Origin of the sequence: Streptomyces alboflavus (assembly GCF_000716675.1) — a bacterium.
In the GTDB taxonomy this organism is placed as follows: domain Bacteria; phylum Actinomycetota; class Actinomycetes; order Streptomycetales; family Streptomycetaceae; genus Streptomyces; species Streptomyces alboflavus.
This window is the reverse complement of record NZ_JNXT01000111.1, coordinates 1-13,274: the sequence shown is the minus strand read 5'-3', so window position 1 is coordinate 13,274 and position 13,274 is coordinate 1. Positions and strand designations below refer to the sequence as shown.

The 13,274-nt window shown below is 69.5% G+C and carries 9 protein-coding genes and 1 riboswitch; of the genes, 5 read left to right on the top strand and 4 right to left on the bottom strand.

Annotated features, from left to right (window positions below):
* Positions 1–1,094 precede the first annotated feature (1,094 nt).
* Positions 1,095–1,255: riboswitch (cyclic di-AMP (ydaO/yuaA leader) on the top strand.
* Positions 1,256–1,257: 2 nt separating this feature from the next.
* Positions 1,258–1,992 carry a transglycosylase SLT domain-containing protein gene (locus tag OO63_RS40420; RefSeq protein WP_030363630.1) on the top strand — a complete coding sequence of 245 codons (735 nt, stop codon included), beginning with the start codon at positions 1,258–1,260 and terminating at the stop codon, positions 1,990–1,992.
* Between the two features lie 77 nt (positions 1,993–2,069).
* Here the strand turns inward: OO63_RS40420 and OO63_RS40415 are convergent, their stop codons facing one another.
* Entirely contained in the window at positions 2,070–3,080 is a 1,011-nt protein-coding gene (locus OO63_RS40415; protein ID WP_030363629.1) for a helix-turn-helix transcriptional regulator, read from the bottom strand.
* 188 nt (positions 3,081–3,268) lie between these two features.
* Between OO63_RS40415 and OO63_RS40410 the strand changes: the two genes are divergently transcribed.
* The 4 genes from OO63_RS40410 to OO63_RS40395 all read left to right on the top strand — a co-directional run bounded on the left by OO63_RS40410 (position 3,269) and on the right by OO63_RS40395 (position 6,840).
* A complete protein-coding gene (locus OO63_RS40410) occupies positions 3,269–3,649 on the top strand; it encodes a hypothetical protein (protein ID WP_030363628.1) in 381 nt (126 codons plus the stop codon).
* Between the two features lie 151 nt (positions 3,650–3,800).
* Complete coding sequence (locus tag OO63_RS40405) at positions 3,801–4,259, top strand: hypothetical protein (RefSeq protein ID WP_030363627.1); 459 nt, start codon at positions 3,801–3,803, stop codon at positions 4,257–4,259.
* Positions 4,260–4,616: 357 nt separating this feature from the next.
* Positions 4,617–5,816: a serine hydrolase domain-containing protein gene (locus tag OO63_RS40400; protein WP_030363626.1), complete on the top strand. Its 1,200-nt coding sequence runs from the start codon at positions 4,617–4,619 to the stop codon at positions 5,814–5,816.
* A 619-nt stretch (positions 5,817–6,435) separates the two neighbouring features.
* Positions 6,436–6,840, top strand: a complete 405-nt coding sequence (locus OO63_RS40395) for a hypothetical protein (protein WP_051811772.1) — start codon at positions 6,436–6,438, stop codon at positions 6,838–6,840.
* A gap of 409 nt (positions 6,841–7,249) precedes the next feature.
* On the opposite strand, the gene OO63_RS40390 is transcribed toward OO63_RS40395, so the two are convergent.
* From OO63_RS40390 to OO63_RS40380, 3 genes are all read right to left on the bottom strand, one after another.
* Positions 7,250–7,756: a GNAT family N-acetyltransferase gene (locus tag OO63_RS40390; RefSeq protein WP_030363624.1), complete on the bottom strand. Its 507-nt coding sequence runs from the start codon at positions 7,754–7,756 to the stop codon at positions 7,250–7,252.
* A 42-nt stretch (positions 7,757–7,798) separates the two neighbouring features.
* Entirely contained in the window at positions 7,799–8,002 is a 204-nt protein-coding gene (locus OO63_RS40385; RefSeq protein WP_030363623.1) for an MbtH family protein, read from the bottom strand.
* A gap of 167 nt (positions 8,003–8,169) precedes the next feature.
* Positions 8,170–13,260, bottom strand: a complete 5,091-nt coding sequence (locus OO63_RS40380) for a non-ribosomal peptide synthetase (RefSeq protein WP_030363622.1) — start codon at positions 13,258–13,260, stop codon at positions 8,170–8,172.
* Between the last annotated feature and the right edge of the window lie 14 nt (positions 13,261–13,274).

The following is a 13,274-nucleotide window of genomic DNA, read 5'->3' as shown; positions in this document are numbered from 1 at the left end:
CCGCTCCGCGGACACGACGCGCCGCCGCTACGCGGCGGAACCGAGCGCCGCTCCGCGCGCTCGGTCGGCCCCTCCGGGGCCGACGCCGGTCAACTCCGTTGCCCGGCAACCGAATCGCTCCGCGATTCGGTCCAGGAATTCGCTCCGCGAATTCCTGCGGCTGGCTACAGGATCGGGCCTCTTCGGTATTCGGCTTTTCCCAGTGAATCTGACATGTAGTCAGATTCGCCTTTCTCTGGGTTCTCCGTGGAACTGAAAGACCGTCAGATTCTTTTCGATTCCCCATTTCTGATATCTCGTCAATTCCTCGCGCAAGGACCCTCTAACCCCATTGGGAAACCGCTTTTCTGTGTCGAAAATCGATACCAGAAACGAGTCAGGATTCTTTGGCATGCGGCCAGTTGGCTCCCTTTCTCATACCGCTCATGCAAGGTGACATCCGCTGAGTGGGTGTCACCAGGGCTCAGTCTTCTGGCACGGCTCCTCCGGTTTCGCGTCCAGTCGCCCGAGCAGCCACTGCCCGCGCCGGTTCGGTCTCGCTTCTGAACGGCCGTCGTGCTGGGCTCCGGAACCTGCTCCGCCCCGCACCACGGCCTCGTACGGCCCGTTTCGCAGTGTTCGGGTGTGTGGCCCGCGCACACGGCTCGTTGGCCTCGCCGCGCCGCCGAACCCTCACTGGTCAGGCCCGCTGCCTCGCTGATGCCGGCAGAGCCCGGTTGCCACCCTCGCGCAATGTCCATTTACGCATGAAAAGATACCTCTTTAGTCATTCGTCGCGTACATGAACCACTGCCTGTATTGCGGAATACAGGCACGAAAAAGCATGCTCTGATATCCCCCGACCTTCATTCCAGCTCGTACCCCATTCGGTGAAATGAGTCACACAGAGGGGCACGGCTCCGGGAGTCGGCGAGCACACTTTCGTTCTGCGTAAAGAAAGTTGGGCTTTTCGATCAAAGGAGGTGAGGGGACGCGGCGCTCAGGGATGAGCCTCGATCATTCACTATTTGATTTCTGGCCTTGTTCCGTCCGGGCTTTCTCGCCTAACGTCACCGTCAATCCGGATGGAACGCCGAATCCTGCCGCTGTCCGGAATCCTTCATCCACTCACTCACCCACGGCAGGAGCGGGGGACCCAGGTAAGACGCCGGCCCGGATTTCGGATCGGCTCGGGGTGAAGTCGCACGCGCACTGCGACCGGACATCTCCCGTCCGAACCCGACAGCTCACCTCGTAGGCGACGGAGAGGAATTCGTCATGCCCGCAAAGGGAAAGCACCGTCGCCCCAAGTCCAGCCCGCTCGCCCGGGGTATCGCCGTCGCAGGCACCGGCGGCGCCGTGCTCGCGCTCCCGGTGCTCGGTGCGGCCGACGCCGCCGCGGCGCAGTCCGGCACGGTCGCTCAGCCCGCTGCGGCGCCCAAGACCTACGTGGTCGTCGCGGGTGACTCTCTCTCCAAGATCGCCCGGGAGCACTCCCTGAGTGGTGGCTGGAAGAAGCTCTACGAGGACAACCGCGGCACTCTGGGTGATGACCCGGGGATGATCCGTCCGGGTCTCAAGCTCACCCTCGGCGAGAAGGGGCCGGCCGCCTCCAGTGGGCGGGCGGACCGCTCCGAGCGTGACGGTGCGCTCGCCGCCGAGCCCGCCGCTGCCCCGGCGAAGAAGGCCTACACCAACGACCTGGACGGCTGGATCAAGGAGTCACTCGACATCCTGGCGCAGCATGGCATCCCCGGTTCCTATGAGGGTATTCACCGCAACATCATGCGTGAGTCTTCCGGGAACCCGCTGGCCACCAATAACTGGGACTCGAACGCTGCTGCGGGGACGCCGTCCAAGGGGCTCTTGCAGGTCATTGACCCGACTTTTGCTGCTTACCGTCTGCCGGGGACGTCGGCGGACAGTTTCGACCCGGTCGCGAACATCACCGCGGCTTGTAATTATGCGGCTGCTCGTTACGGTTCGATCGACAACGTCAACGGCCCGTACTGAGGGTTGTGCCTCAACGTGTGTGGGGCAGCAGGGTAGTTGGCCTTCTCTTCTGTTCGCGGGTGGGTGGGGTGGCGGGGTTATCTGTGGGTTGTGGTGTCGGAGGGGAGTTCGGCGAAGCGGTCGCGGTACTGGGCGGCGAAGCGGCCCAGGTGGGTGATGCCCCATCGGTAGGCGATCGTGCCGACGGGGTCGGTGGAGGTGAGGATGTCCTCGCGGATTCGGTCGAGGCGGCGGTTGCGGACGTAGGACATGGGTGAGAGGCCGAGCTGGTTGCGGAATGCGGAGTTCAGGGTCCGGGGGCTGCAGTGCGCGGCGGTGGCGATGGTGTCGAGGCTGATGTGGTCGGTGAGGTTTGCTTCGATGAATGCCAGGGCTTTTCGTAGGGGGTGTGGGTGGGTGGGTTGTCGGTTGTTGTGGAGTTGGTCGGTGTGGGTGTGTGGCTGGGCCAGGAGCAGGGCGGTGACGAGGCAGCGGAGTTGGCTGCGTTGTAGTTCTGCGCGTTGGAAGAGGGGGTCTTGTGAGTCCAGTTGTTCGAGGAGGGAGTGGACGAGGAGTCGCAGGGTCCTGCCTTTGGGGCTGGTCAGGTCGAGGGGGAAGTCGAAGCGCACGGTGGAGGCCGGGGGGTGGCCGGTCAGTGTGGTGAGTTCCTGGTTGATCAGGGTGGCGTCGATGCGCAGGCCCAGGAAGTGTGTCTGCTGGTTGTGCAGGGGGCGTAGTTCTTGGGTGTCTGTGGGGTTGATGATCCCGGCGGTGGTTTCGTCGAGGGTCGTTCTGCGGTTGTTGCGTGATGCGGTGAGGGTGCCGTGGATGCCGATGTTGAGGAAGTAGGAGCCGGGGCTGCGGGTTTGGGTGGAGGTGACGCGTACTGCGAGGGGGGAGGCGAAGTAGCCGACCGCGAAGTCGTGTGCGGTGATGCCGCGTAGTTCGTGTGGGCCGTTGCTCGGGGTGTCCAGGGGTGAGGTGGTGACCGCGCCGTCGAACAGGCGGGCGGTGGCGTTGAGGAGGTCGGCGGGGGTTTCGGATCTGGTGATGAGGTGTTCGCGTAGCAGTGGCGACACGGTGGCGGAGGCGCCTTTCTGATGGGTCATTGTCTGCGGTGCTGCACTTGCCTCGCGGCTCGCCTTCGCATGGTGGCATTGACGCGTTGGTGTTGGGTGCGGGGCGGCCCGGCGCGGGGTAGCGGTCGTGGTGGTCGGGGGGTGCGCGGGGCTGTTCCGCAGAGGTGCTTGTGGTCCGTGGTGAGGTCGGCGAGGTGGGCAGCGGGTAGCGTGCTGGTATGAGGTCAGCGACGCTGCGGTTTCCGCCGTACCCGATCCGCGGTGTGCGTGTGCTGCATCAGAAGCAGAGCTGTGCGCCGCATTTCGCGGAGATCGAGGTGGATTTCGAGCCTGCGGCTGACGGTTTCGTTTTCGTGGCAGCGGACGGGCTGGCTGTGGGTTATGAACCCGCTGAGGATCTTCCTCGTTTCTTCGCTGCTGCCGCTGCGGGGATTGAGGAGTACTTGGGTCTGGCTGAGCACGGAATCGTCATCGCGGCCCGGGTCGTGCTGCGGTATGCCCGCGCTGACACTTTCGGCTCCCACGAGCTCGCTTTCAAGGTCGCTGGCTACCTTGCCGCCGGCAAGGCTCTGGAGCGTGTGAGGGTGCCGCGGCGCTGAGTGGCTGCCTGCTAGCGGCACGGGCGCCTGAGGTTGCTTGTGGCTGTGGGCTGGAGTGTGTCTGGCTCACTCACGTGCATGATCGTCTGTGGTGCTCCGGCTGTGGGTCGTGCTTGTGGAGGCAGAGGTCGGCGGTCGGTAGTCTGCCGGCGTGTCTCGGCCCTGGAGCGAGCAGCAGCTCATCGCGGATGGTTTCGAGCGGGCGTTCGCCGTCCTGGAGTGGTACGACGGGCCCCGGAAAGGACTCGCGGTCATCGGTGGCGTCCCGCACTACTTCGAAGGCTGGGACTACGAGCCGGGCAATGTGGCCGACGCGTATGACGTGTGGCCCGCGGGTGAGGCGGCAGTGGCGATGGAGCGTGAGCAGTGGGCGATCTACGTCCGGTATGAGGTTTCCGATGCCGGGAGGGATGAGGATCCGGCGATCGGCGGGGGCGATGCCCGCTATGACGAACTGACGCTGCTTCTCGCGCCGCACCGTCAGGCGCCCGAGGGTGTTCGGCGGCTGTTGGGCGAGGTGCGGTTGGACGACGGGGACCGCTATCGGCTCGACGGGGGTGACCTCTGGATGCGGTGGCGCCCGAGCGGTAGGGCCTTCGTCGGTCGGTAGGCGGATACCGGTGAGGTCAGCGGAGGTCCTGCGCGGGTCGAGGCCGGACGGGCCGGTGACGAAACGACCGGGCCCAGTCCGGATCGGCGCGACCCGGAGCCGGGTCGGCTGGCGACGAAACGACCGGGCCCAGCCCACGGCCCGGTTGGCCGCGTCCGGTGGGGTGGACGAACCCGGTGCGGTGAGCAGGCCCAGTGGGGTGGGCGGGCCCGGTGTGTAGGCCCCTGGTCCCGTTCGTGTAGTACCACGGTCCCCGTCTCTCCCTCGGCGGACAACCCGACAGCCCCAGGCCGACGTCCCATCGACCACAAGGGCACACGCGCCCCCGCTGGAGACGATCACTTGGAGACAGCACCCATGAAGCAGCCGGCTCCACGTACCACCACGCTCACGGTCGCCGCGGTCGTACTGCTCGGAGCGGCCGCGCTCGCGCCCTCAGCGCACGCTACGCAGCCCGCAGATCACGGGCACGCAGATCACGGGCACCGGGCCACCCGGGTCGCGTTGCGCGCGCTGGTCGAGCAGGGGAAGCTGCCCGGCGTCGTCGCCAAGGTCCAGGACAGCAGGGGGAATTGGTCCGCCACGGCCGGATTCGCTGACATCGCCACGCACCGCGAACGGTCCACCGCCGAGCACTTCCGCGGGGCCAGCATCACCAAGACCTTCATCGCGACCGTCCTGCTCCAGCTCGAAGCAGAAGGGAAGCTGAGTCTGGAGGACACCGTCGAGAGATGGCTGCCGGGTCTGGTCCAGGGCAACGGGTACGACGGCAGCACGATCACACTGCGCAGCCTGCTCAACCACACGAGCGGCATCGCCAACTACACCGACGACCCCGTCATCGCCCATGCTTCCTCCGGCCTCGGCTTCCCGACGCACCGCTATGACACCTACACGCCCGAAGAGCTCGTGGCGGCCGCGCTCAAACAGCCGCCGCACTCCCGCCCGGAGAACTCGCCGGCGTACTCCAACACCGGCTACGTGATCGCCGGCATGGTCATCGAGAAGGCGACCGGTCACAGCTACGCCCAGGAGGTCACCCGGCGGATCATCAATCCGCTCGGCCTGCGCGGGACGTCGTTTCCCGGCTCCACACCGCAGCTGCCCACGCCTCACCCCGTCGGGTACTCCCGTCTCCACCAGGACTCCCCCGACGCCGAAGTGATCGACGCCACCGAGCAGAACATGACCTGGCTCGGCGCAGCGGGAGACATCATCTCCACCGCCGGCGACCTCAATCGCTTTCAACACGCTCTGCTGCGCGGTGCGTTGCTGCCGCGGGCCCAGATGAAGGAAATGCTGCGGGAGGTACCGGACGGAGAAGCCACCGGGTACGGGCTTGGCCTTGAGTTCGCGGAGCTCTCCTGCGGCGTCCGGGTGGTCGGTAAGACCGGCCGTACCAACGGCTCGCTTTCCGCCATGGCCAGCACCACGGACGGCACGCACCGGCTGACCTTCAACATCAACGGCGACTGGCTGCCCGACAGCACGCTGTATACCAACGTCATCGAGGCCGAATTCTGTGGCACCACCCCCGCGCGGAGCGGGCGGCAGTGACACCGAGGGCTGTGAGTGCCCGCTATCCAGAAAGGGGGGTCTGGATGGCGGCACTCACCAAGCCCGGCCGCGTACCACCACACCCTGCCTACGCACCACACCTGGGCCGCACACCACTGCGCCGGGCCACGACGGCCGCGCCCAGAGCACACAACAGGCCGGAGGCCGCAGGCCGTCAGCTGTGCAAGGCCCGCAGCGGCTGTTCCCCGCCTGGTGACGGCTCTCCAGGCGGTATGACCGGACGTTTGCGGTCATCCCGGCTCGCCGCCCGCCGTGACGAGGGCTTCGGCCAGTTCAACGGTCTCCCGCGGCGCCTGGTCCGGGAGGTCGAAAGGCCGCAACGTCGAACCGAGTGCCCTCCGGGAGACCGAAGGCCGCAAGCCGTACCGAGCGTCTGCGTCCTGGACGCCCAGTGCGTCAAGGCCTCCTTCAACGTTCCGGGCACCGGCCGGCGCACCGGCACGGGCGCGTTGCGGGAGGCTCTGCCCTCTGCGGGAGCTGCGGCCTGTCACTTTTTGTCAGTCTGTTCCGTCAAGAGGGGAAGGGCGGGGGCAGGTGCGGTCGGTGGATCGCGGTGCCCGCCAACGCTGGGTCATCGACTGGGAAGGGCAGGAGATTGATGCGTATCAAGGGCGTGCTCAGGGCCGCTGGTGTCATGGCGGCGGCGGTCGTCGTTGCCGTGGTGACAGCCACGGGGGCTCATGCCGACGGCGGCGACTTGTGGACCGATGACGGTGACCCGGGCGGGAAGCTGTCCTTCAACAGCGACGGTGACAAGACGAAGGTCTGTGACGAGCAAGCCGACGGCTGGAGCGCGATCGGCTACGTCATCAACCCCAATGGCAGCATCCGTTACAAGATCAGGGCTCGTGGGGACGGTAACTGCAACGAGCGCAGTGCCGACGACGGCGGGCGGTACAACCTCGCCGACGGCACCAAGTACACCTTCCGTATCTGTCTCGATCATGACGGTTCAGGCTCCGGTGACGACCGCTTCTGTGACCGCCACAAGTGGCGCGCGTAAGGGTCTGGCCGGAATGCTCCGGCTTCCGTGGGCGACGGTGGCGGTCGGCCTTGCGAGCTGACGGCTCTCCCGCGACGCGGCACCGGACAGGTGTGGCGCAGGGCCGCCTCGCACGGCGGCTTCACGTGTGTGCCGGGCCCTGCCGCAGCACGCTGAATCGCTGATCCACTACATCGACACACTCATGCAGACTCGGTCTCGGCAGACCGGCACACTCGCGTATCACAGCAATGGCCTGTACGTTCCGTCCGGCCACAACGAGGCTGTCCACCTCCGACTGCGCCTCGGCCGGGAGCCGGTCCCACAGAGCGTTTGCCATACCCGCATTCAACCCCACGGGCCGCACGCGTCCTTGGACGCCGACACGCCGGCGAACGCGTGCGGCCCGAGCGCCCTGTGAGGAGGGTCGTCAGGTGGCTGTGGAGATCATGAGCATCTTCGTCACCGATCCGTCGTCGCCGATCACGTCCCGTACGTGGTGGAAGCCCAGGCGTTCGGCCATCGTCAGGCTGGCGGTGTTCTCGGCGCCCACCATGCCGTAGACCTCTTTGAGGCCGAGGTGGTCGCGGGCGTGCCGCAGCAGGGCGCGGATGACCTCGCTGCCCAGGCCTTTGCCCCAGTAGGCGGGGGCCAGGGCGGTGATGAGTTCGTGGCCGTCGACGTTGCCGGTCTTCTTGGCCTCCGCGTGCCCGATGTACCTCTCCTCGTGCCACAGGCCCCATACGTCGAAGAGGCCTTTGGGGTAGATGTCGGTGAGGATCATGCGGAACGCCTTGCGCAGGTCGTCCTCGGGCACCTCGTCCTGGCCCATCCAGCGGCGTACCTCCTGGTCGCGCAGGAGGGTGACGAAGGCTTCCTCGTCCTGTGACCGGTAGGGCCTGAACTCCAGCCGTTCGCTGTGCAGTGTCGGCGTCATCGGCGAACTCCTCGTACAGAGCGTGGGAACAGGGTGACGGCGTCAGGAGCCTGTGTTCTCCATCCGTTCGCGCAGGCTGCGCGGGCGCATGTCGGTCCAGACCTCGTCCACGTAGGCGGAGCACTCGGCCTCCGAGCCTTCCTTTCCTGCGGGTTGCCAGCCGGCGGGTACGTCGACGTCGACCGGCCAGAGTGAGTACTGGTCCTCGTCGTTGCGCAGTACCTGGTAGCGGGTGTTCTCGTCCATGTCAGGGTCTCCGTGGTCGGTGGGGTGGTCGCGGTCCTACGGTCGGTGGGGGCGCGGCGGTCGCGGTCCTGCGGTGGGGGCGCGGCGTGCGTGGTGGGGGCCGCGGAACGGGTTCAGGGGGTGGGGGCTGCGGGCCGGTGGTCCGCGGGTGCCGGGGCGGCGCGGGCTCATCGGCGCTCCCGTGCGGGGGAGGCTGCGCTGCCCCGGGCGTGCGCGGCGATGTGCCGCAGGGCGGTGGCGAAGTCGTCGGCCACGCGGCGTACGGTCTCGGTGTCGTGCAGGGCGGGGCGGTGGTGCCAGGTGAAGGCGAGGCGGCCGTTCTGTACCGCGCCCACCACTTCCAGGGGGTGTGATCCGCTGTCTTGGGGGTCGTGGTCCTGGCCGAACGAGCCGTGCTCGGTGCGCACGAGCCCTGCCTGGGACGTGGTCGGGCGGGCGTCCCACTGGCCGAGGTAGTTGAACACCACCTGTCCGTGCGCCGCCGAGCCCAGGCGTTGACGGACCTCGGGCGGGCCGAACGTGCGCAGTGCGCCGAAGCCGAGTCCGTTGCCGGGGACGGCGCGCAGTTGGCGGCGTACGGACTTCACCAGGCCGCGCCAGTCGCGGGCCGGGCCGAGGTCGTCCGGTTCGGGCACGGTCAGGGCGACGGGGTGGACGGTGGTGAACCAGCCGACTGTGCGGGACAGGTCGATGTCGTCGAACAGGTCCTCGCGGCCGTGTCCTTCCAGGTCGAGGCGGACCCGGTCGCCGCCGGTCCAGCGGGTGAGGGCCAGGGCGAGTGCGGCCAGCAGGACGTCGTTGACGCGGGTGCGGTACGCGGTGGGCGCGGAGCGCAGCAGGGCCGTGGTGTCGTCCTCGCCGAGCTCGACGGAGAGGGTGCGGGTCTGGCCTGTGTCGGGTTGCGGCCGGTCGGCGGGGGGTGGCGGCTGGGCTGTCACTGCTTCCTGCCAGTAGGGCAGTTCGTGGTCGAGGCCGCCCTCGGCGACGTGGGCGGCGAGGCGCCTGGACCAGTCCCTGAAGGAGGTGGTGCGCTCTCCCAGCGTGATCGGCTGTCCTTGGACGGCCTGGTGGTAGGCGGCTTCCAGGTCGTCGGAGAGGATCCGCCAGGACACGGCGTCGACGACCAGGTGGTGGGCGACCAGGAGGAGGTGGGCGGGGCGGTCGGCGTCGCCGGTGAACAGGGCCGCTCGCAGCAGTGGTCCGTGGCCGAGGTCGAAGCCGGTGTGCAGGTCGTCGGCGGCCTTCTCCATGGCCGCGTCGGCCTCTTTTGCCGGCAGGCCCGTGAGGTCGTGCCGGTCCAGGAGGCGCTCGGCGTCGTCGGCGTCGGGCGGGGGTTGGTTGAACTGGTGCCATCCGTCGGCGTCTCGGGTGAAGCGCATGCGCAGGGCGTCGTGGTGTTCGAGCAGGGCGGCCAGGGCCGCGCACAGCGCTGTCGGGTCGGGTGCCGCGTGCAGTTCCAGGAGCGCCGACTGGTTGAAGTGGTGGTGGTCGGCGCGCGGGGTGGTCAGGAACCACTCCTGGATGGGGGTGAGGGGCACGTCGCCGGTGACGGGGCCGTTCCCGGTGTGCTGGGGTGCGGTGGTGACGACGGTGGCGAGCTCGGCGACGGTCTGGTGGGTGAACAGGTCGCGGGTGGCCAGGTGCAGGCCCTCGCGGCGCAGCCGCGACACCACCTGCATGCTCAGGATCGAGTCGCCGCCGAGGTGGAAGAAGTTGTCGTGTGCGCCGATGCCGTCGACGCCCAGGACGTCGCCCCAGATCCGCGCGACGTGGCGTTCGGTGTCGGTGCGTGGCGGGGTGTGCGGGGCGGTGCCGGTGTGGGCGGGTGCGGGTTCGGGCAGGGCGCGGCGGTCGGTCTTGCCGTTCGGGGTGAGCGGCAGGCGTTCCAGGGGCATGAACACGGACGGGATCATGTGTGGTGGGAGCAGTCCGGCGAGGTGGTCGCGCAGTTCACCGATCGGCAGGTTTTCGGGGTCTGGGGTGGTGGGGACGACGTAGGCGATGAGGCGGTCGTGTCCGGCGGTGCCTTCCGGGGGGGCGGAGGCGTCCTGGTCCGCCTGGTCTGCGGGGTCGTGGCGGTGGGGTGGTGTGCGGATGACGACTGCTGCGTCGCGTACCTGTGGGGCAGCGCGCAGTGCGCTTTCGATCTCGCCGGGCTCGATGCGGAAGCCGCGCAGTTTGACCTGGTCGTCGGCGCGTCCTGCGAATCGCAGTTGGCCGTCGGCGGCCCACACGGCCAGGTCGCCGGTGCGGTACATCCGCTCGCCCGGCGTGCCGTAGGGGTCGGCGAGGAACCGCTGGGCGGTCAGGGCCGGCTGGTTCAGGTAGCCGCGGGCGAGGCCGGGGCCTGCCACGTACAGTTCTCCGGTCGCTCCGGGCGGGACGGGGCGCAGGGCCTGGTCCAGGACGTAGAGGCGGGTGGCGCCGGCCGGGCCGCCGATGGGCGGGGCGGCGGCTTGGGGGGTCAGCGGGCCTGTCCAGGTGGCGACGACGGTGGCTTCGGTCGGCCCGTAGGAGTTGATCATCCGGCGTCCGGGGGCCCATTGGGCGACGAGGTCGGGTGGGCAGGCCTCGGCTCCGACGATCAGGGTGCGCAGGTGCGGCAGGGAGCTGGCGGTGTGGGGCGGGACGGTGGCCAGGGCCGCGGGCGGGATGAGGGTGTGGCTGATGCGCTGCGCGGTGAGGGCGTCTGCGAGGCGGTCGCCGACGAGTGGGCCTTCCTCGCCGGTCACCAGCGTGGCTCCGCTGAGGAGGGAGGAGCACAGTTCGAGGACGGAGGCGTCGAAGCTGGGTGAGGCGAACTGCAGGACGCGGTCGCCGGGGCCGACGGCGTACTGCGCGGCGGCGGCTGCGGCGAAGCCTGCGAGGCCGTGGTGCGGGACGATGACGCCCTTGGGTGTGCCGGTGGAGCCGGAGGTGTAGATGACGTAGGCCGGGTGGGCGGGTGTCAGGGCGGCGGTGCGGTCGGCGTCGGTGGGCGCGGTGTCGGGGCCTTCCTGGATCCACACGTCGGCGGGGTCGTCCAGGACGAGGGTCGCGCCCGCGTCGCGGATCATGAACTCACGCCGATTTTCCGGGTAGTTGGGGTCGACGGGCAGGAAGGCGGCGCCTGCCTTGGTGACGGCGAGCTGAGCGATCACGCTCTCGGCGGCGCGCGGCAGGGCGAGGGCGACGATCTGCTCGGGTCCCACGCCCTGGCCGATGAGGCGGTGGGCGAGGCGGTTGGCGGCGCGGTCCACCTCCGTGTAGGTCCACTGCCGGCCGCCCTCGTCGAGGGCGACCGCGTCGGGTGTGCGGGCCGCCTGCCGCTCGAACAGCTCCGGCAGGGTCGCCGCCGGGACGGCTTGGGTGGTGCCCCGGCCCTGGTCGAGCAGGGACTTCAGTTCCGCCTCCGTGGCCAGCGGCAGGGCGCCGAGCGGGCGGTGCGGGTCATCGGCGACGGCTGTCAGGAGGGTGGCGAGCTGGCCGGCCATCCGCTGGGCGGTTTCGGTGTCGAACAGGTCGGTGTTGTAGGTGAGGACGCCGTGCAGGGCTGCGGAGTCCGTCTCGGCGAACTCCAGGGTGAGGTCGAACGCCGCGTGCCGGAGCTCCGACTCGACGTCCTCGACCCGCAGTCCCGGCAGGTCCAGGCCGGCGGCCGGGGTGTTCTGGAGGACGACCATGACCTGGAACAGCGGGGTGCGGCTGGTGTCACGGGGCGGCCGCACCTCGTCGACGACCTGCTCGAAGGGCACGTCCTGGTGGGCGAAGGCGTCCAGGACCGTCTGGCGGACACCCTCGAGGAAGGCCGGGAAGGCCTGGCCGGGGTCGACGCGGGAACGCAGAATGAGGGTGTTGACGAAGAACCCGATGAGGTTGTGGATCTCGGCGCGGTCGCGGCCCGACGTGACGGTGCCGACGGCGATGTCACGGCCGCCCGAAAGCTTGGCGAGGAACGCCTGCACGGCGGCGACGAGCGTCGTGAACAACGTGGCGCCCCGCTCTCTGCCGACCTGGGCGAGGCGCCGGGCCGTGCCGGACGCCACGACCAGGCGGACACTCGCGCCGTTGCGGGTGCGTACGGCCGGGCGTGGCCGGTCCGTGGGCAGGTCCAGGGGTTCGGTGCCGGCCAGGTGCTCCTTCCAGTACGCCAGCTGTGCTTCGGTGCCGGGCGCGGTGCGCTGCCAGTGGGTGTAGTCGGCGTACTGCACCGGCAGCGGCGGCAGCTCCCCCGTGCCCCCGTCGCCCCCGTCGCCCTCGTCGCCCTCGTCCAGTTCGGCCCGGTAGAGGTGGGCGAGGTCGCCGGTGAGGACGGCCGTGGACCAGCCGTCGGTGACGATGTGGTGCAGGGTCAGGGTCAGGACGTGCTCGTCGTCCGCGAGCCGCACGAGACCGGCGCGCAGCAGCGGGCCGCGCCGCAGGTCGAACGGGCGGGCCCGCTCGGCCGCCAGCAGGTCCTCCAGACGGGCGGCGCGCTCCCGCCCGGGCAGCCCCGCCAGGTCCTCAAGCGGCAGCGCCACCCCGCCCGGCGGGTGCACGACCTGCACGCCGTGGCCGTCCACCGCATCGAAGGTGGTGCGCAGCGACTCGTGCCGGGCCACCAGGGCGCGCAGGGCCGCGCCAAGGGCGCGGACGTCGAGGTGTCCGTGCAGGCGCAGCGCCAGGGCGGTGACGTACTCGGCGCCGCCGGGCGCGAACTCCTCCAGGAACCACATGCGCTGCTGCGCGTACGACATCGGCGCCGTCGCGCCGCGCGGCACCGGGACAACGCCCGGGCGCGCCCCGCCGAGTGCCCGGTGGCCGCCGAGGAGCGCGGCGAGCGCGGCCGGGGTCGGGTGGGCGAACACCTCGCGCGGCGACACGTCGGTCCCGAACTCCTCGGCGAGACGGGAAGCCAGGCGGATACTGAGGATCGAGTCGCCGCCGAGGCGGAAGAAGTCGTCCTCCATGCCGGGCAGATCGATACCCAGAACGTCCGCGAAGACCTCCACGACGCGGCGTTCGGCCTCCGTACGGGGCCCGGCCGGGAGCCCGGTCCGGGGGCCGGGCTCCGCCTGGGTGTCCGGGGCCGGGAGCGCCGCCCGGTCCACCTTGCCGTTGGCGCTGAGCGGGAGCGCCGCCACGGGCACGAACACGGACGGGACGAGGTAGTCCGGCAGCGCCCGGACGGCGTACTCCCGCACGCCGGACAGATCCTGGCAGGCGGGGCCGACGAGGTAGGCGACCAGGCGCCGGGCACCCGGCCGGTCCTCACGGGCCACCACCGCCACGTCCCCCACCCCCGGACGGCCGG